This is a genomic window from Streptomyces sp. NPDC001832 (assembly GCF_040297265.1).
GTDB lineage: Bacteria > Actinomycetota > Actinomycetes > Streptomycetales > Streptomycetaceae > Streptomyces.
Window position 1 is genome coordinate 189,870 of record NZ_JBEOYU010000002.1, and the last position, 18,122, is coordinate 207,991.

The 18,122-nt window shown below is 67.2% G+C and carries 17 protein-coding genes and 2 tRNA genes; 14 read left to right on the forward strand and 5 right to left on the reverse strand.

From position 1 onward, the window contains the following. Window positions 1-48 precede the first annotated feature (48 nt). From gyrB to ABT115_RS03145, 4 genes are all read left to right on the forward strand, one after another. Entirely contained in the window at window positions 49-2,130 is a 2,082-nt protein-coding gene (gyrB, locus tag ABT115_RS03130) for a DNA topoisomerase (ATP-hydrolyzing) subunit B (protein ID WP_351783421.1), read from the forward strand. Window positions 2,131-2,175: 45 nt separating this feature from the next. Further along, window positions 2,176-4,809 carry a DNA gyrase subunit A gene (gene gyrA, locus ABT115_RS03135; protein WP_351783423.1) on the forward strand — a complete coding sequence of 878 codons (2,634 nt, stop codon included), beginning with the start codon at window positions 2,176-2,178 and terminating at the stop codon, window positions 4,807-4,809. A gap of 95 nt (window positions 4,810-4,904) precedes the next feature. Further along, the gene (locus ABT115_RS03140) at window positions 4,905-5,501 is read left to right on the forward strand and encodes a DUF3566 domain-containing protein (protein WP_351783426.1); all 597 of its coding nucleotides are present in this window, start codon (window positions 4,905-4,907) and stop codon (window positions 5,499-5,501) included. Window positions 5,502-5,571: 70 nt separating this feature from the next. After that, window positions 5,572-5,645, forward strand: a tRNA-Ile gene (locus ABT115_RS03145). Window positions 5,646-5,812: 167 nt separating this feature from the next. On the opposite strand, the gene ABT115_RS03150 is transcribed toward ABT115_RS03145, so the two are convergent. Then, window positions 5,813-6,184 (reverse strand): DUF6344 domain-containing protein, encoded by a 372-nt coding sequence (locus ABT115_RS03150; protein WP_351783428.1) that lies wholly within the window; start codon window positions 6,182-6,184, stop codon window positions 5,813-5,815. Between the two features lie 322 nt (window positions 6,185-6,506). Here ABT115_RS03150 and ABT115_RS03155 point away from each other — a divergent pair, with 322 nt between their 5' ends. Then, window positions 6,507-6,641: a DLW-39 family protein gene (locus ABT115_RS03155; RefSeq protein ID WP_208809277.1), complete on the forward strand. Its 135-nt coding sequence runs from the start codon at window positions 6,507-6,509 to the stop codon at window positions 6,639-6,641. A gap of 386 nt (window positions 6,642-7,027) precedes the next feature. Beyond that, window positions 7,028-8,401 carry a hypothetical protein gene (locus ABT115_RS03160; RefSeq protein ID WP_351783430.1) on the forward strand — a complete coding sequence of 458 codons (1,374 nt, stop codon included), beginning with the start codon at window positions 7,028-7,030 and terminating at the stop codon, window positions 8,399-8,401. 50 nt (window positions 8,402-8,451) lie between these two features. Here the strand turns inward: ABT115_RS03160 and ABT115_RS03165 are convergent, their stop codons facing one another. Together ABT115_RS03165 and ABT115_RS03170 are read right to left on the reverse strand one after the other, a co-directional pair. Next, window positions 8,452-9,792 carry a serine/threonine protein kinase gene (locus ABT115_RS03165; RefSeq protein ID WP_351783432.1) on the reverse strand — a complete coding sequence of 447 codons (1,341 nt, stop codon included), beginning with the start codon at window positions 9,790-9,792 and terminating at the stop codon, window positions 8,452-8,454. Between the two features lie 243 nt (window positions 9,793-10,035). Next, window positions 10,036-10,584, reverse strand: coding sequence for a helix-turn-helix domain-containing protein (locus tag ABT115_RS03170; protein ID WP_351783434.1), 549 nt, complete (start codon window positions 10,582-10,584; stop codon window positions 10,036-10,038). A gap of 172 nt (window positions 10,585-10,756) precedes the next feature. Between ABT115_RS03170 and ABT115_RS03175 the strand changes: the two genes are divergently transcribed. After that, window positions 10,757-10,829 (forward strand) — tRNA-Ala (locus ABT115_RS03175). Window positions 10,830-10,893: 64 nt separating this feature from the next. Here ABT115_RS03175 and ABT115_RS03180 read toward each other — a convergent pair. Continuing rightward, the gene (locus ABT115_RS03180) at window positions 10,894-11,613 is read right to left on the reverse strand and encodes a DUF5324 family protein (protein ID WP_351783436.1); all 720 of its coding nucleotides are present in this window, start codon (window positions 11,611-11,613) and stop codon (window positions 10,894-10,896) included. Window positions 11,614-12,043: 430 nt separating this feature from the next. Between ABT115_RS03180 and ABT115_RS03185 the strand changes: the two genes are divergently transcribed. Beyond that, on the forward strand, window positions 12,044-12,571 hold the full coding sequence (locus ABT115_RS03185) for a peptidylprolyl isomerase (RefSeq protein WP_351783438.1): 528 nt from the start codon (window positions 12,044-12,046) through the stop codon (window positions 12,569-12,571). 153 nt (window positions 12,572-12,724) lie between these two features. After that, window positions 12,725-13,624, forward strand: coding sequence for a rhomboid family intramembrane serine protease (locus tag ABT115_RS03190; protein ID WP_351783613.1), 900 nt, complete (start codon window positions 12,725-12,727; stop codon window positions 13,622-13,624). A 304-nt stretch (window positions 13,625-13,928) separates the two neighbouring features. Here ABT115_RS03190 and crgA read toward each other — a convergent pair whose 3' ends face one another. Continuing rightward, window positions 13,929-14,183, reverse strand: coding sequence for a cell division protein CrgA (gene crgA / locus ABT115_RS03195; protein WP_351783440.1), 255 nt, complete (start codon window positions 14,181-14,183; stop codon window positions 13,929-13,931). Between the two features lie 141 nt (window positions 14,184-14,324). Between crgA and ABT115_RS03200 the strand changes: the two genes are divergently transcribed. From ABT115_RS03200 to ABT115_RS03220, 5 genes are read left to right on the forward strand one after another with little or no spacing between them, the layout of a single operon-like run. Further along, entirely contained in the window at window positions 14,325-15,092 is a 768-nt protein-coding gene (locus ABT115_RS03200) for a DUF881 domain-containing protein (protein WP_351783442.1), read from the forward strand. A gap of 26 nt (window positions 15,093-15,118) precedes the next feature. Further along, window positions 15,119-15,817, forward strand: a complete 699-nt coding sequence (locus ABT115_RS03205; RefSeq protein ID WP_351783444.1) for a class E sortase — start codon at window positions 15,119-15,121, stop codon at window positions 15,815-15,817. Between the two features lie 56 nt (window positions 15,818-15,873). Further along, complete coding sequence (locus ABT115_RS03210; RefSeq protein WP_351783446.1) at window positions 15,874-16,056, forward strand: hypothetical protein; 183 nt, start codon at window positions 15,874-15,876, stop codon at window positions 16,054-16,056. After that, entirely contained in the window at window positions 16,053-16,691 is a 639-nt protein-coding gene (locus tag ABT115_RS03215) for an aminodeoxychorismate/anthranilate synthase component II (RefSeq protein ID WP_351783448.1), read from the forward strand. Before ABT115_RS03210 ends, ABT115_RS03215 begins: the two co-directional genes overlap by 4 nt. After that, the gene (locus ABT115_RS03220) at window positions 16,688-18,106 is read left to right on the forward strand and encodes a class E sortase (protein WP_351783450.1); all 1,419 of its coding nucleotides are present in this window, start codon (window positions 16,688-16,690) and stop codon (window positions 18,104-18,106) included. Before ABT115_RS03215 ends, ABT115_RS03220 begins: the two co-directional genes overlap by 4 nt. Window positions 18,107-18,122 lie beyond the last annotated feature (16 nt).

Sequence of the window (18,122 nt, forward strand, 5' to 3'; positions counted from 1 at the left end):
CCGACCTGTCCGGAGAACGGCCTGTGCTTGTGCCAGAGAGGGCGCTTCGTGGCCGATTCCGGCAACCCCAACGAGAACATTCCATCCACACCTGGTGAGAGCGGCGAGCTGAACGCTTCGGGCGAGGCATCGGTGTCCGGCGAGGCCACAGCCTCGTACGACGCCAGCGCGATCACCGTCCTCGAGGGCCTGGACGCAGTCCGCAAGCGACCTGGCATGTACATCGGTTCCACCGGTGAGCGCGGCCTCCACCACCTCGTACAAGAGGTCGTGGACAACTCGGTCGACGAGGCGATGGCCGGGCATGCGGACACGATCGACGTCACGATCCTCCCCGACGGCGGGGTCCGTGTGATCGACAACGGCCGAGGCATCCCGGTCGGCATCGTGCCGTCGGAGAAGAAGCCCGCGGTCGAGGTCGTGCTGACGGTGCTGCACGCCGGCGGCAAGTTCGGCGGCGGCGGCTACGCCGTCTCCGGCGGTCTGCACGGTGTCGGTGTCTCCGTGGTCAACGCGCTGTCGTCGCGGGTCTCGGTCGAGGTCCGGACGGACGGTTACCGCTGGACCCAGGACTACAAGCTCGGTGTGCCCACCGCTCCGCTGGCCCGCAACGAGGCCACCGACGAGACGGGCACGTCCGTCACCTTCTGGGCCGACGGGGACATCTTCGAGACGACCGAGTACTCCTTCGAGACCCTGTCGCGCCGCTTCCAGGAGATGGCGTTCCTCAACAAGGGCCTGACGATCAAGCTCACCGACGAGCGCGAGTCGGCGAAGGCGACGCTGGGCGCGGACGTCGCCGAGGTGGCCGAGGCCGCCGAGGAGCAGCAGGCCCGCACGGTCACGTACCACTACGAGGGCGGCATCGTCGACTTCGTGAAGTACCTCAACTCCCGCAAGGGCGATGTCATTCACCAGTCGGTGATCGACATCGAGGCCGAGGACAAGGAGCGCCTTCTCTCGGCCGAGATCGCGATGCAGTGGAACACGCAGTACAGCGAGGGCGTGTACTCCTTCGCCAACACGATCCACACGCATGAGGGCGGTACGCACGAGGAAGGCTTCCGCGCCGCGTTGACCACGCTGGTCAACAAGTACGCGCGCGAGAAGAAGCTGCTGCGCGAGAAGGACGACAACCTCACGGGTGACGACATCCGCGAGGGTCTGACGGCGATCATCTCGGTGAAGCTGGGCGAGCCGCAGTTCGAGGGCCAGACGAAGACCAAGCTGGGCAACACGGAGGCGAAGACCTTCGTCCAGAAGGTCGTCCACGAGCAGCTCACGGACTGGTTCGACCGCAATCCCAATGAGGCGGCCGACATCATCCGCAAGGGGATCGCGGCGGCCACGGCCCGTGTCGCGGCCCGCAAGGCGCGTGATCTGACCCGTCGCAAGGGGCTTCTGGAGAGTGCCTCGCTGCCGGGCAAGCTGAGTGACTGCCAGTCCAACGAGCCGACGAAGTGCGAGATCTTCATCGTCGAGGGCGACTCCGCCGGTGGTTCGGCGAAGTCCGGCCGTAACCCGATGTACCAGGCGATCCTGCCGATCCGCGGCAAGATCCTGAACGTCGAGAAGGCCCGGGTCGACAAGATCCTGCAGAACACCGAGGTCCAGGCGCTGATCTCGGCCTTCGGTACCGGGGTCCACGAGGACTTCGACATCGAGAAGCTCCGCTATCACAAGATCATCTTGATGGCGGACGCCGACGTCGACGGCCAGCACATCAATACCCTGCTGCTGACGTTCCTCTTCCGCTTCATGCGTCCGCTGGTCGAGGCCGGGCACGTGTTCCTTTCCCGCCCACCGCTCTACAAGATCAAGTGGGGCCGGGACGACTTCGAGTACGCGTACTCGGACCGGGAGCGCGACGCCCTGGTCGAACTGGGCAAGCAGAACGGCAAGCGGATCAAGGAAGACTCGATCCAGCGCTTCAAGGGTCTCGGCGAGATGAACGCCGAGGAGCTGCGCGTCACCACGATGGACGTCGACCACCGGGTCCTCGGCCAGGTCACGCTGGACGACGCGGCGCAGGCCGACGACCTCTTCTCGGTGCTGATGGGCGAGGACGTCGAGGCGCGGCGCTCGTTCATCCAGCGCAACGCCAAGGACGTCCGCTTCCTCGACATCTGAGTCGGCGTATCAGTAAGCCGCCGCTCGAAAGGACTTTGACCAGCAATGGCCGACGAGAACACCCCTGTGACACCTGAAGAGGAATCCGCCGCCGGTGTGGGCATGCGTGTCGAGCCCGTGGGGCTCGAGACGGAGATGCAGCGCTCCTACCTCGACTACGCGATGTCCGTGATCGTCTCGCGTGCGCTGCCTGACGTGCGGGACGGTCTCAAGCCCGTCCACCGCCGGGTGCTGTACGCGATGTACGACGGCGGTTACCGGCCCGAGAAGGGCTTCTACAAGTGTGCCCGTGTCGTCGGTGACGTCATGGGTACGTACCACCCGCACGGTGACTCGTCGATCTACGACGCACTGGTGCGACTGGCACAGCCGTGGTCGATGCGCATGCCGCTGGTGGACTCCAACGGCAATTTCGGTTCTCCGGGCAACGACCCGGCCGCCGCCATGCGGTACACCGAGTGCAAGATGATGCCGCTGTCCATGGAGATGGTCCGGGACATCGACGAGGAGACCGTCGACTTCCAGGACAACTACGACGGCCGCAACCAGGAGCCGACGGTTCTGCCGGCGCGCTTCCCGAATCTGCTGGTCAACGGCTCCGCGGGTATCGCGGTCGGTATGGCGACCAACATTCCGCCGCACAACCTGCGTGAGGTCGCGGCCGGTGCGCAGTGGTACCTGGAGCACCCGGAGGCCTCGCAGGAGGAGCTGCTGGACGCTCTGATCGAGCGGATCAAGGGCCCGGACTTCCCGACGGGTGCGCTTGTCGTGGGCCGCAAGGGCATCGAGGAGGCGTACCGCACCGGCCGTGGCTCGATCACGATGCGTGCGGTCGTCGCGGTCGAGGAGGTCCAGAACCGGCAGTGCCTGGTCGTCACGGAGCTTCCGTACCAGACCAACCCCGACAACCTGGCGCAGAAGATCGCCGACCTGGTCAAGGACGGCAAGGTCGGCGGGATCGCGGACGTCCGTGACGAGACCTCGTCGCGTACGGGGCAGCGTCTGGTCGTCGTACTGAAGCGGGACGCGGTCGCCAAGGTCGTTCTGAACAACCTGTACAAGCACACCGATCTGCAGACCAACTTCGGCGCCAACATGCTGGCGCTGGTCGACGGTGTGCCGCGCACCCTCTCGATCGACGCGTTCATCCGCCACTGGGTGACGCACCAGATCGAGGTCATTGTCCGGCGTACGAGGTTCCGTCTGCGCAAGGCCGAGGAGCGGGCGCACATCCTGCGTGGTCTGCTCAAGGCGCTGGACGCGATCGACGAGGTCATCGCCCTCATCCGGCGCAGCCAGACGGTCGAGGTGGCGCGTGAGGGCCTGATGGGCCTGCTGGAGATCGACGAGCTCCAGGCGAACGCGATCCTGGAGATGCAGCTGCGCCGGCTGGCCGCGCTGGAGCGCCAGAAGATCACCGCCGAGCACGACGAGCTCCAGGCGAAGATCAACGAGTACAACGCGATCCTGGTGTCGCCGGAGCGACAGCGTCAGATCGTCAGTGAGGAACTCGGCGCGCTCGTCGAGAAGTTCGGCGACGACCGGCGTTCCAAGCTGGTGCCCTTCGAGGGCGACATGTCCATCGAGGACCTGATCGCCGAGGAGGACATCGTCGTCACGATCACGCGTGGCGGCTATGTGAAGCGTACGAAGACGGACGACTACCGCTCGCAGAAGCGCGGCGGCAAGGGCGTGCGCGGTACGAAGCTCAAGGAAGACGACATCGTCGACCACTTCTTCGTGTCGACGACGCACCACTGGCTGCTGTTCTTCACCAACAAGGGCCGGGTGTACAGGGCGAAGGCGTACGAGCTTCCGGACGCCGGCCGCGACGCCCGTGGTCAGCATGTCGCCAACCTGCTGGCCTTCCAGCCGGACGAGCAGATCGCCCAGATCCTGGCGATCCGTGACTACGAGGCCGCGCCTTATCTGATCCTGGCCACGAAGGGCGGTCTCGTGAAGAAGACCGCGCTGAAGGACTACGATTCGCCGCGTTCCGGTGGTGTCATCGCCATCAACCTCCGGGAGTTGGCCGATGGTGCCGAAGGCACGGCCGATGAGCTGATCGGTGCGGAGCTGGTGTCGGCGGAGGACGATCTGCTGCTCATCAGCAAGAAGGCCCAGTCGATCCGGTTCACTGCGACGGACGAGGCGCTGCGCCCGATGGGCCGTGCCACTTCGGGCGTCAAGGGCATGAGTTTCCGCGAAGGCGACGAACTGCTCTCGATGAATGTTGTCCGGCCAGGTACGTTCGTGTTCACTGCCACCGATGGGGGGTACGCGAAGCGAACTCCGGTCGACGAGTACCGAGTTCAGGGTCGTGGCGGCCTGGGCATCAAGGCTGCCAAGATCGTGGAGGACAGAGGCTCGCTGGTCGGTGCGCTGGTGGTCGAGGAGACGGACGAGATCCTTGCCATCACGCTCGGCGGTGGTGTGATTCGTACACGGGTCAGTGAAGTCAGGGAGACGGGCCGTGACACCATGGGCGTCCAACTGATCAATCTGGGCAAGCGCGATGCCGTCGTCGGTATCGCTCGTAACGCCGAAGCCGGCCGCGAGGCCGAAGAGGTCGAGGGGTCCGAGGACGCCGAGGCCGCGACGGCAGAAGCTGTCGAGAGCACGGTTGAGGGCAATGTCGAAGGCACGCCGCCTTCGGCTGGGGATGAGCACGAGGAGTAAAGAGCGTGAGTGGAGCCACGGGCGCCGGTTCGGCCGCTTCCGGAGCTGGAGCGAACGGTGCCCGTGGCCCTGCCACGGACTCCCAAGGGGGCACTGTGACGGACACCCGGGGGCCTCGGCCCCAGTACGAAGGTTCCGCGACCGGGCCGTTGCCGGGTGAGCGCGAGCCCGCATCGGAGAAGGCGAGCGGGCCGTACCATCCGCCGCAGGCATACCCCTCGCCCGCGGGCGAGGGGCAGGGCGGCCGGCCGCAGGGTACGCAGGGCGCCGACGCCGCGCAGGCGGCCCGGCGGCCGCGGACAGGGGCGCGGACCACTCCGCGTACCCGCAAGGCGCGCCTGCGGGTGGCCAAGGCCGACCCGTGGTCGGTGATGAAGGTCAGCTTCCTGCTCTCCATCGCGCTCGGCATCTGCACGGTGGTGGCGGCCGCGGTGCTGTGGATGGTCATGGATGCGATGGGCGTCTTCTCCACCGTGGGCAGCACGATCAGCGAGGCCACCGGCTCGAACGAGAACAACGGCTTCGATCTCCAGTCGTTCCTGTCGCTGCCGCGGGTCCTCATCTTCACCTCGGTCATCGCTGTGATCGATGTGGTTCTGGCGACCGCGCTGGCGACGCTGGGCTCCTTCATCTACAACTTGTCGGCGGGCTTTGTGGGCGGTATCGAGCTCACACTGGCCGAGGACGAGTAGGGCACCGGGTATCGATTTTGGGACTGGCCCCGACGTGCGCTAATCTTCAGAAGTCAGCGCACAGCGCGGCGGGGCTATAGCTCAGTTGGTTAGAGCGCATCCCTGATAAGGATGAGGCCACAGGTTCAAATCCTGTTAGCCCCACAGTGACAGTTGAAGGTCCGGTATCTCTTCGGAGGTACCGGACCTTCTGCGTGTGGCCGGTGCGGCGTGTTCCCGGATGTGCGTGCGTGGCCGGGCTTGAGCGCATGAAGAAGCCCCCGGTCGGCGTGAACCGGCCCCGGGGGCTCTGTGCGTCAGTTACGCGGCTCTCATGGTGGGAGGAGGGATGTGTCCCCTGCCGGGGCCCCGTAGGCGGCGCGGGCGGTGTTCCTGGCCGCCATGGCGTCCGTCGTGTCTGCGGACAGATGCCGGGTGGCGGGTGAGGAGCCGTGAGCCTCGGCGCGGATGCGCTGCTTCATCGTGGGTGGCAGCGCCCTGTCACGCGGAAGGGTCCATCGCACCGACGGGGTGGTCGCGGTTGCCGCGGTCGCACCCGTGTGCACATGGTTCGTGGTGGTCGGCTCCGTGGTGCTCGACTCCGTGGCCGCCGCCGGGGTGTTCATGAGCCCCAGTGCGGCGAGGAGTGCGAAGAAGGCGGTGACGAAGGCGGTCCAGATGTTCTTGGCCTTGAAGGTGCTCATGACCCCTCGCTTTCGGGTAGTCCGGTTTGCTTACCTTCCCGATGATGTGGATGTGGCTCGCGATTTCGTGGACCGACGCCACCGATCCGCCGATCTTCAGATGAACACCACTCGTATGGTTCAACCGGCCTTGACGGGCTTGTGCGGGGGCGATCGTCCCGGCCGGGTCCTTTGGCCGGGACGACCCTCGGAGCGCTCTTTGGTGATCGCTCTCTCCTCCCTGGCAGCAGTTGGGCCGCAGGTAGGTCACCGATCGATATCGGCCGGTGTGTATAGTCGGGCGGCAGAAGTCCCCTACGTCAAGGAAAGACGAGGTCGCGCGGTGAAGAAGCTTCTCCTGGTCGCACTGGCCGCCATCGGCGGGCTCCTCGTGTACCGCCAGATCCAGGCGGATCGCGCCGAGCAGGATCTGTGGACGGAGGCGACTGACTCCGTGCCTTCAGGTTCGGGTGTGTGAGACAGAACAGCCTGATTACGGGCCCCGGTCGCTGAGCGGCCGGGGCTTCGTGCTGTTGCGGGACCGTGACACCTGTGCCCCCCGCAGCTGCGGTACGACGGTGGTGGTCCCGTGCCTTCACCCGTGCGCCGCAGCCTGCGAGGTCGCCGAGCAGCTCGGCAAAAGCCGGCCGGCCCCGGGCACCACCGTGCTTCTGCCGTAGCCAAGAGGGCAGACAAGAAGGGCAATTCGCGCGGTGCCGAAGACAGCAGTGGTACGGGCGGGGCAGGATGGACCGGCATTGCGGCCGCTGCCGGGGCGGGCGCCGTGGTGGTGTTGATCGCGGGGCTCGTCTTCGTACGGGGGAGTCGCAGGCGGGCCACGGAGACGACGAGGGGAAGCGCGTGATGAGGCAGCGCAACGGGGGCCGGGTGGCGCTGGCCACGGTCGCGGCGATGTGCGCGGTGGTGGCGCTGCCGGGGCAGGCTTACGCGGCCGAGGAGCCCGCTGCGTACACCTTCGATCCTGAGGCGAAGAAGGTCAGCGGGACGGAGACCAGCACCGAGGCGTCTGCGCTCACGCCCGGATCGGTCCACAAGAGCTCGATCAAGCGAGGCGAGAAGCTCTACTACCGTCTGGACCTCGACGAGAAGACGAACGCCTACGTCTCGGCGGTGGCCGTGCCCAAGGGCGGCGGCCAGGTCGCCTACGGGGACGGCATCACGGTCAGCATCAGGGACAGTGCGGACAGGCAGTGCAGTTCGGAGGATGCGCGGTTCGAGTCGGCGGAATTTCCGCGTCCGATCGCGGCGTACGCCTACCGGATCATGGAGAAGGACAGCAGCACCTGTCAGGAAGCCGGAACGTACAACGTCCTGATCGAGCGGGAGAGCAAGGCCACCTCGGCACCCGACGAGTGGGACCTGGAACTGCGGTACGCGTCGGAGCCGCAGCTGAAGTCGGGCAGTTCGATGCCGACCCAGGCGCCGGAGAACTGGCCGTCGGCGTCGCCCGTGCCGCCCACCGCAGCCCCGCAGAAGCGGTCGGGCGGTACCAGCTACTTCGACGCGACCAGCCTGGAAACCGGCGAGTGGCACGACAACATCGCACCCGGGCAGACCCGCTTCTACCAGGTACCGGTGGACTGGGGCCAGCAGATCTTCGCCACCGCCGACCTGAGCAACAACAACGCCTCGGACGAATACATCGGCAACGCGCTCGCGATGTCTCTGGACAATCCGGCGCACGGCCATGTCGATGACGCGTCGCCGCTGTCGTACTCCGGCAAGCCCGCGTCCGTGTCGCTGGACCCGCTGCCTCCGGTGGCGTACGAGAACCGCTACGAGTCCACCAGCAGTGTCAGTGCCATGCGGTTTGCCGGCTGGTACTACCTGTCGGTGTCCCTCAGCCCCGAGGTCGCGAAGTCGTACGGCGACAAGGCGATACCGCTGACCCTCAGGATCAAGGTCGAGGGGACGGCGGGGAAGTCGCCGTACGCGGGGGATGCCGGGAACTTCTCGGTCACACAGCACGACAGGGACATGGCGAGGAGCGGCCAGAGCGGCCCCGAGGCGGCCAGGAGCGACACCATGAGGACGGTCGGCGTGGCCGGGATCGGCGTGGGCGCGGTGCTGGTGCTCGGGCTGGGTGTGTGGACGCTGCTGGCACGGCGCCGCGCGGTGACCGCCCCGGTGGCCCCGATCGGTTCGAACGGTCCGGTTGCGGGAGGCCAGGCCGGGGGCGGGCAGCCGCCGCACGGAGGACCTCCGCAGGCCTGGTAGCCGGGGCCGGAGCCGCTGCCGCGTACGACTGGGGCTCCGGTCGGCCGTGCTTAGCTCTGGGTCAGCGCCCAGATGCCCACGGCGAAACAGATCAGTGCCACCAGCAGGACCGGGACCGCTACCGTCGGGGGCGGTCCCGGACGCTTCTGCGGTGCGTGCGCGGGAAAATCGGCCGAGAGGTGCGGGGAAACCCCTGCTCCGGGAGTGGGGACCTGCGGCTGCCCGGCGGTGTACGCACGGGTGAGAGCCGGTTCGTGCTGCGCCGCGGCCGTGGGTGCCTGCGAAGGATCCGGCACGCGCGTGGGGAAGGGGGCGGCCGTGTGCGCCGGGATCGGTGTGGGGGGCGTGGCCGGCTCCGCCGGTGTGGGCTGCTGCGGAGGTGGCGGGAGGCGGAAGCTGCCCGTTTCCGACATCGGGACCGGCGGCTGGGTGTAGGGCCGCTGTACGGGCTGCTGGGCTGCCTGGTCCGTCTGTGCGGGCCGCGCGTCCTGTGCGACCGCCCGGGGGGCCTTGATCGGTCCGGCGGGGCCGAAGCCGGCGGGCAGTGGCCCGAGTTGGTCGAAGACCTCCACCGGCTCGTCGTCGGCGCCGGGCTCGGGCAGCATGTCGACCGCGGCCGTCAGCGCCTTGCGCGCGCCCGTGGCCGTACGGAAACGGGCCTGGGGATCCGGTTGCAGCAGCCCCGCAAGGACCTGCCACAGCGGCTCAGGAATCCCCTCCGGGGCGCCGGGAGTGCCGTGCGAGGCGAAGTACTCGATGAGGGCCTGCGCGTCCGGCTTCTTCCCGTGCAGCAGATACAGCGCGACCAGTCCGACTGCGAAGAGGTCCGCGGGGAAATCGGGTTCCGCGCCCATCATCTGCTCGGGCGCGAAGTAACCGGGCGTTCCCACCACGTAGTTGGTCTCGGTGAGCCGCGGCTCGCCCTTGCGCATGGAGATACCGAAGTCGGACAGCCGCAGATGCGGCCGTCCGGTGCCGGTGGCCTCCATCAGGATGTTGGCGGGTTTGATGTCCCGGTGCACCACGCCTTCCGCATGCACCGTCGACAGTCCGGACAGCAGCTGATCGAGCAGCGTGCAGACGAAACGAGGGGGCAGCGGTCCATAGTCGCCGATGACATGCGCCAGCGAACCGCCGCTCACCAGATCCATGGTGAATAGGACCTTGTCGTCATCCGCGGCCCAGCTGGCCGGGGCGAGCACATGCGGATGCTCGATCCGTAGCGCCTGCTCGCGGACGAAGCGCAGCAACGTATGTGCGTCGCTCTGCTGGAGGACCTTGGCCGCCACATAGCGGCGGCGCCGGTGGTCCCAGGTACGCCAGACGGCGCCGACCCCACCACGTCCGATCGGATCGATCAGTTCGTACCGACCGGCGAAGACCTCACCCATTGCGCTGCGCCCGCTCCCAGTTCCTTCTTCGGCTCGTGCCCGGTTCTCGGGTAGCGGCATGGGAGGGACAGGCCCTAGTGCCGCGACCGGCAAAGGTTTGCCCGTCAAGGAGCGGCGGCCGGTACGCGCGCTCGCGGCGTTGGCCACAAGCCCATGTAGCTCCGCTACAAGGGCTTCTGGCCGCCTTGCGATCACACGCACCAGCCGCCGCTCCTTGACGGGCAAACCTTGCCGGTCGCGGCACTAGCTCTGGTTTCCCTCGTAGTGCGCCACCGCGTCCGCAGTGCGCCCTGCGCCGTACACCTTGAGGAACTCTGCCAGTTCCGGGTGGGTCGGGGCGAGGGAGTCGGCGGCATCGATGATGTCGCCGGCGGCCGCGACCGACCGCAGCAGCGACTGGATCTCACGCACCACACGCCGGACGGTCGGGGCGCCGCCGGTGTTGGCGGTCTGGCTGGTGCCGGTGAGGACGGAGCCGCCCTGGGACTTCTTGATCTCTTCCATGCGGTCGGTGGCCTCTCCCGCGCTGACGCTGCCGTCGGCGACTTGACCGGCGAGTTCCTGCAGAGCCTGGACACGCTGGACGACCGCAGGATTGCCGATCTTCGCCCGCTGGCCGCTCATCAGCTGGGAGAGCATGGGGGCGGACAGCCCGAGGACCGCAGCGAGCCGGGCCTGGTTCAGGCCGAGATCATCGATCAGCCGGCGGAAGAGCGCCCCGAGAGGTTCTCCGTACCAACTGCGCTGAAGCTCCCTGGCTCTTGCTGTTGCCTCTTGCTGAGCTGCATCCATGGCGTCTCCCCTTCGCTGCGGCTTCGCTGCTGCGAACCTCGTCGAGCATCTTACGGAGAGCGGTTGCCGACCGGGAGTCCCCATCTTTATTGCGAGATTCCGGGGGGTACCCGGTACTCTGGTCTGCGGCGGTTGCCGAGACGCTGAAGCGTCCGGTGCTGTCCGCTTTTTCGGGGCCTTAGCTCAGTTGGTAGAGCGCTGCCTTTGCAAGGCAGATGTCAGGAGTTCGAATCTCCTAGGCTCCACTGATGACAGAACGGGCGCTGGAAGACCTCAGGTCCTCCAGCGCCCGTTCGTCGTGTGGGCTGTTCAGCGGCGGTCGTCGAGATCGGTGCCGTCCACGCCTTCCGGGCCGTCCGTCCGCTTGGTCTCCGTCTGGGACTCCGGGTCGAGGGAGCTCGGACCACTGCCGTCGACCGAGGACAGGGGCGCGCGGTCGGAGACCTCCGTGGGAGCGGGCGGTTCGACCAGCCAGTCCGGGTTGGCCTGCTTGTCCCACCACCTCCAGGCGGCGTAGGCAGCGCCCGCCACGACGCCGACCACGACGAACCTCTTGAACAGCCGCCCGGCCTTCGCCCGCCGCTCGTGCTTTCTGGCCAGCTGCTTGATCTCCTTCGCCGTGACCTGACTGCGCAGCGCGGCCAGCGCGGCGGCGCTGCGGGCCGAGGCCTCCTCGGCCATGGGCTGGGCGATGGCCCTCGCGTGCTCGACGCGCGGCACGGTGTAGTCCGCGGCGGTACGGGCGGCCCGGCGGGTGCGGAGCGCGGCGCGCTGGGCGGCCTCGTCGACCTTGGGGGGTACATGAGAACGGGCCAGTTCGATACGTGGTGCGAGATGCGCGTCGTATTGGACGCGGGCCTGCTGGGCTGCCTTCGACACCTTCGGCGCGAGCCGCGTGCGGGTCTCGTACGCAAGATGTGCGGCCTGGTCCTTGGCCGTGCCGGCGTAGGGCGCCACCACTTCCGCGGCGTGCTGCATGGTGTCCTTCGCCGAGTCGGTTGCGGCGCGCACGCTGTCGATGCGGGTCACGGGATCCTCCTCCTTGGTGGCGGGTAGATACTCCGCCTTTCCACCCATTTCGAGATCATGCCTGCCGTGGGCCTGTATGGCATGCGGGGCGGGCATCCGGGTTATTCAGTTCATTGGTGATGTCTTCCGGCAATACGGTGAAAAGGTATCTTTTCGACGACAATGCCACGGTTCGGTTCAGCCCACGCCGGTTCGTCACGCACTTGGCTGCATTTGTTCCCGTGGGCGGGCGTGAGAGTTTGGGGGAAGTCGCTGGTGAGTGGGCGAAAGCGGCCTCGGCGCACGGGCGCGGAATCAGGCGAGAAGGGTGAGTGCAGTGCGTCGGCGGTGGCGGCCGGGCGACGGAGCGGACGGTCCGTGCGAGGATCGGTGAACGTCACTGAAGACTTGACGTTACTGAACGACACTGAAGACTTACGGAAGGCAGATCGTGGCTGAGCAGCTTTACGCCACCTTGAAGACCAATCAGGGCGACATCGAGATCCGGCTCCTGCCGAACCACGCGCCAAAGACGGTCAAGAACTTCGTCGAGCTCGCCAAGGGTGAGCGCGAGTGGACGCATCCCGAGACCGGCAAGAAGTCCACGGACAGGCTGTACGACGGCACCGTCTTCCACCGTGTCATCAGTGGCTTCATGATCCAGGGCGGCGACCCGCTGGGCAACGGCACCGGTGGCCCGGGGTACGAGTTCGGTGACGAGTTCCACCCCGACCTCAGCTTCAACAAGCCGTACCTGCTGGCCATGGCCAACGCCGGCCCGGGCACCAACGGCTCGCAGTTCTTCGTGACCGTTTCGCCGACAGCCTGGCTGACCGGCAAGCACACCATCTTCGGTGAGGTCGTCGACCCCGCCAGCAAGAAGGTCGTGGACGCCATCGCGGCCACCAAGACCAACGCCCGCACCGACCGTCCGCTTCAGGACGTCGTGATCGAGTCGGTCGTCATCGAGAACCGATGATCACTAGTGGTAAATAAGTGATCACACTCTGATTGTCCTTTCGGGGAACCAACCGCCCTGCTCGTCCGTACGTTAGATAGCGGACGAGCAGGGCTGCGTTGTGCGTGCTGCCGCCACGACGAGCACCGAGGGGACCGGGAAGCGATGGGACCGATGGACCAGCAGCCGCCGCAAGACCAGGATCGGTCCGCCACCACGGACGGCTCGCTCAGCTGCTACCGCCACCCCGGTCGTGGGACGCACATCCGTTGCACCCGCTGCGACCGACCGATCTGCCCCGAGTGCATGGTCAACGCCGCGGTCGGCTTCCAGTGCCCGGACTGTGTCCGCCAGGGATCCGGTACGGGACACGGCCCGGCCGCCAGTCGGCCGCGCACCCTCGCGGGCGGCAGCATCACGGCCGATCCCCGGCTCATCACCAAGATCCTTCTCGGTATCAATGTCGCCGTGTACATCGCTGTGCAGGTGAACGGCGCGCTGATCGACGAGCTGATGCTGCTCGGCCGCGCCACGACCGAGCTCGGCGGTCCGCTGGAAGGCGTCGCCGAGGGCCAGTGGTACCGGCTGGTGACGTCGATGTTCCTGCATCAGGAGATGTGGCACATCGTGTTCAACATGCTGGGTCTGTGGTGGCTCGGCGGGCCGCTGGAGGCGGCGCTCGGCCGTGCCCGCTATCTCACGCTCTACATGCTCTCCGGCCTGGCGGGCGGTGCCCTCACCTACTGGCTCTCCGCGCCTGTACAGGGCTCGCTCGGAGCCTCCGGAGCGATCTTCGGCCTGCTGGGTGCCACCGCCGTACTCATGCGACGGCTCAACTACGACATGCGCCCGGTCCTGGTGCTCCTTGCGGTGAACCTGGTCATCACCTTCAACCCCTGGGGCGGAATTGCCTGGCAGGCACATGTCGGTGGTCTGATCGCGGGCACGCTGATCGCGATCGCCATGGTGCACGCACCTCGTGAGCGGCGCGCGTTGGTGCAGTACGGCACCTGCGCCCTGGTCCTGGTGGCTGTGGTCGGCATCGTCATCGCCAGAACAGCCGCGCTGACCTGAGCGGGACGACTGCTCCCTGGGCGCTCCCTGGGTGCTCCCTCAGTCAGTTGTCCACAGCGCGTGCGGGATCTTGTGCATTCTGTGGGAACAGCTGTGCCCCTTGTCGCTGAACTGGGTTTTTCCAGCAGAGACAAGGGGCGTGCCAGCCCTCGATGAGGGAGGCTGCAGTCACATCGGCGTCAACAGCCAGGGAGTTATCCACAGATCGTCTGACCTTTTCCCCTGCCTGTGGATAACTCTGTGGGTAACTCGGGGCAAGGGTTGCAGGGCCGGGCTCTGCTGTGGGATCACGTGCCCGGCGGTGCTACCTCCACTGCGTGGAGACACCGAAGCCGCCGGCGATGAAGCCGAAGCCGACGACGATGTTCCAGTTCCCCAGTGACGTGATCGGCAGATAACCGTCGGTCACATAGAAAACGACGATCCAGGCCAGACCGATCAGGAAGAGCGACAGCATCACCGGCGCCACCCAGCTGTGGCTGGTCAGCTTTACGTTGGCTGCCTGCTTCGTCGGAGGGGGCGTGAAGTCGGCCTTCTTGCGGATACGTGACTTCGGCACGAGCAACTCTCCTGTCGATGCGCTGCGTGACCGCGCAGGGAACTGTGGCTGGCGCCGGGGCAGGGCGCGAGGGGGAATCCTGCCTCCCCCGGGTCTCCGTTAGCGTAGTGCTTCCGTGGCGCCGAAGGAGATAAGGGTACGTTGAGCAATTCTGCCGACTTCCCCCAAGGGCCGGTCCAGCGCATCTTCCGCCACCCGGGCCGGGTGTTCACCGCTGCCGTCTTCGCCCTCGCCGGACTGATCTTCGTCACCAGCGCCAACACGGCCAAGGGCACCAATATCCGCACCGACTCCTCGTTGCTCAAGCTCTCCGACCTCATCCAGCAGCGCAGCGGCAAGAACGCACAGCTGGACGAGGCCAACGCATCCGTGCGCGAGGACATCGACACCCTCGCCCGGCGTGACGACGGCAGTACCCAGGCGGAGGACGCCCGGCTCAAGGAGTTGGAGCGGGCCGCGGGCACGACAAAGCTCTCGGGCCGGTCCGTGGCCGTCACGCTCGACGACGCCCCGCCCAACGCCACCGCCAGCCCCGGCTACCCCGATCCGCAACCCAATGACCTGGTCATTCACCAGCAGGACCTGCAGGCAGTCGTCAACGCCCTCTGGCAGGGGGGCGCCCAGGGCATCCAGGTCATGGACCAGCGGCTGATCTCCACCAGCGCGGTGCGCTGCGTCGGCAACACCCTGATCCTCCAGGGCCGGGTCTACTCCCCGCCGTACAAGATCACCGCTGTGGGTGACCCGGCCAGGCTCAAGCAGGCACTCGACAACTCCCCGGCGATCAGCAACTACCTGCTGTATGTGAAGGCGTACGGGCTCGGCTGGAAAGTCGACGAGCACGAGGCGGTGACTCTTCCCGGCTACTCGGGCACAGTGGATCTCCACTATGCGGAGCCGGTGAAGTAGCGAGCAGCTGTGGGGAGGCCGACGGGGTGTCGGTGCGACTGATCGTGAGGACGTTCAGTGAACTCTGCATCACTGCCGGTGCCCTGATCATGCTCTTTGTGGTGTATGTGCTGTTCTGGACCGGAGTGAAGGCCGCCGGCGCGACCGAGGGACAGATCGATTCCCTGCGCGACCAGTGGGCGCAGGGAACGGTGTCCGCACCCGCGCCGCACACATCCCCGACGCCGTCGGCGCCCACCGCGCCCGTGGCGTACCGGGACGGCAAGCCGTTCGCGATGCTGTACATACCCCGCTTCGGCAAGCGCTGGGAGTGGCCCGTCCTGGAGAACACCGAAGTCAGGACCCTGCAGAAGGGGCTCGGCCACTACACCGGGACCGCCCGCCTCGGCGCGAAGGGCAATTTCGCGGTGGCCGGACACCGTCGCACATACGGGGACCCGTTCAAGGACTTCCCGAAACTGCGCCCGGGAGACGCGGTGGTGCTGACGGACGGGGAGACGTGGTTCACGTACCGCATCGACAAGAAGCCTTACCGGACGCTGCCGAGCGACATCGGGGTCATCGACCCCGTCCCCCGCAAGTCCGGCTTCGACGGGCCCGGCCGTTATCTGACGCTGACCACCTGCGACCCTGAATGGGGCAGCAGCCACCGCCTGATCGCCTGGGCGCACCTCGATGCGACCCAGCCTGTGACCGATGGCAAACCGGCAGCTTTCCACAGCTGACCCACGCTCCTGCCCCGGCCCTTTAGTCTGGTCCCGTACCGAATGGAGGGGACAGCATGTACGGCTGGATCTGGCGGCATCTGCCGGGCAACACATGGGTGCGTTCGCTCATCTCGCTGGTGCTGGTGCTGGCTGTCGTCTATGCGCTCTTCCAGTACGTCTTCCCATGGGCGGAGCCTCTGCTTCCGTTCGGCGAGGCGACGGTCGACGGCTCGACCGGATCGGGGGCCGGCCAGTGAGTGCCCGCATCCTTGTCGTGGACAACTACGACAGCTTTGTTTTCAACCTCGTCCAGTACCTCTACCAGCTCGGCGCCGAGTGTGAAGTGCTGCGCAACGACGAGGTGACCACGGCACACGCCCAGGACGGCTTCGACGGCGTGCTGCTGTCACCCGGCCCCGGCACCCCGGAGCAGGCAGGCGTCTGCGTCGAGATGGTGCGTCACTGCGCGGCCACGGGCGTTCCGGTCTTCGGGGTCTGCCTCGGGATGCAGTCGATGGCGGTGGCGTACGGCGGTGTGGTGGACCGCGCCCCCGAGCTGCTGCACGGCAAGACCTCGCTGGTGACCCACAAGGGCACCGGGGTCTTCACCGGTCTGCCGTCCCCCTTCACCGCGACCCGCTACCACTCGCTCGCCGCCGAACCCGACACAGTTCCACCGGAACTGGAAGTGACCGCGCGCACCGCCGACGGCATCATCATGGGGCTGCGCCACCGCGAACTGGCAGTGGAGGGCGTGCAGTTCCACCCGGAGTCGGTGCTGACCGAGCACGGCCATCTGATGCTGGCCAACTGGCTGGCACAGTGTGGCGACACAGGAGCCGTCGCGAGGTCGGCGGGGCTCGCACCGGTGGTGGGCAAGGCCGTCGCGTGACCGCACTCCGCCCCGAATACGACGCCGGACAGGACGGCCCGTACGAGCAAGGAGCGTACGAGACCGCGGGCGCGTTCGAGGCGGCGGTCGATCAACTGGCGGATCCGCTGAACGATCCGCTGCCGGGGCAGCATGCCTCGCCGTGGTTCCGGGCGGGCAACATCCCGTCGGAGGAGCCGGCGGCGGGGCAGGAACAGAGGCAGGCGCGAGGACGGGGGCTGCACAGGGCGCCGGATCAGCCCCCGCAGGCGCAGCCGCCACAAGGGGAGCAGAAGCCCGAGGAGACTCTGCGGGAGTGGTACGACCCCGAGGGATTCGAACGGGACTGGTATAGGCATCAGACGCCCGCGCCGACGCCCGCGCCGACGCCCGCGCCGACGCACTGGGCGCAACCCGTCACCCATTCCTTCCCGCTCGATGACGAGACGGTCGGTCTTCGGACGGCGAACCTCCGGCCTCTGGTCGACCGGGTGGTGACGACCCGGCAGCCGAATTCCGAGCCGGAGCTGGAGTCGGGTACGGGGTCGGCGAGCGATACGGAGAGCTTCGCAGAACCGGGCACGGGGCCCGACCGGGCCGATACGGAACCACGCACCGGAGGCCGCGCCGAGCGCCGACGCGCTGCCAAGGGGCGTGGCCGCCGACGCACCGAACCGCGGCCGGAGACAACGGCGTCAGCCGCGGCGCCGACCGCGAGGCCGATGTCACGCGTCGAGGCACGGCGTGCGGCGCGCGCTGCCAAGGACAGCCCGGCTGTTGTTGCCAGCAGGGTCGTCGGGGAACTGTTCATCACCCTCGGCGTGACCATGCTGCTCTTCGTCACGTACCAGCTGTGGTGGACGAATGTGCGCGCCGTCCAGTACACCGGCAAGGAGACGCACAAGATCCAGGACGACTGGGCGAAGGGCGACCGCGATCCGGGTGTGTTCGAAGCGGGGCAGGGATTCGCCATCATCCACATCCCCAAACTGGACGTGGTCGCTCCGATCGCCGAGGGCATCAGCAAGGAGAAGGTCCTCGACCGAGGCATGGTCGGCCACTACGGCGAGGGCGCGCTCCGCACCGCGATGCCGTCGGCCAAGCAGGGCAACTTCGCGCTGGCGGGCCACCGCAACACGCACGGCGAGCCGTTCCGCTATATCAACCAGCTCCACCCCGGTGACCTGATCGTGGTCGAGACGCAGAGTGCGTACTACACGTACGAGGCGACGAAAACCCTTCCGCAGACATCGCCGTCCAATGTCTCGGTGATCGGCCCGGTGCCGCCCGGTTCGGGGTTCACCGAGCCGGGGCGGTACATCACGCTGACGACCTGTACGCCGGAATTCACAAGTACGTACCGCTTGATCGTCTGGGGCAAGATGGTCGACGAACGCCCACGCAGCAAGGGGAAGCCCGACGCGCTCGTCGGCTGAAACATCATCACGACAG

What these genes read in the sequence shown, in the direction of transcription:
- gyrA (WP_351783423.1), top strand. Translation starts at nt 2,176, where the DNA reads ATGGCCGACGAGAACACCCCTGTGACACCTGAAGAGGAATCCGCCGCC.
- ABT115_RS03150 (WP_351783428.1), bottom strand. Translation starts at nt 6,184, where the DNA reads ATGAGCACCTTCAAGGCCAAGAACATCTGGACCGCCTTCGTCACCGCC.
- ABT115_RS03160 (WP_351783430.1), top strand. Translation starts at nt 7,028, where the DNA reads ATGAGGCAGCGCAACGGGGGCCGGGTGGCGCTGGCCACGGTCGCGGCG.
- ABT115_RS03165 (WP_351783432.1), bottom strand. Translation starts at nt 9,792, where the DNA reads ATGGGTGAGGTCTTCGCCGGTCGGTACGAACTGATCGATCCGATCGGA.
- ABT115_RS03170 (WP_351783434.1), bottom strand. Translation starts at nt 10,584, where the DNA reads ATGGATGCAGCTCAGCAAGAGGCAACAGCAAGAGCCAGGGAGCTTCAG.
- ABT115_RS03190 (WP_351783613.1), top strand. Translation starts at nt 12,725, where the DNA reads ATGGACCAGCAGCCGCCGCAAGACCAGGATCGGTCCGCCACCACGGAC.
- ABT115_RS03210 (WP_351783446.1), top strand. Translation starts at nt 15,874, where the DNA reads ATGTACGGCTGGATCTGGCGGCATCTGCCGGGCAACACATGGGTGCGT.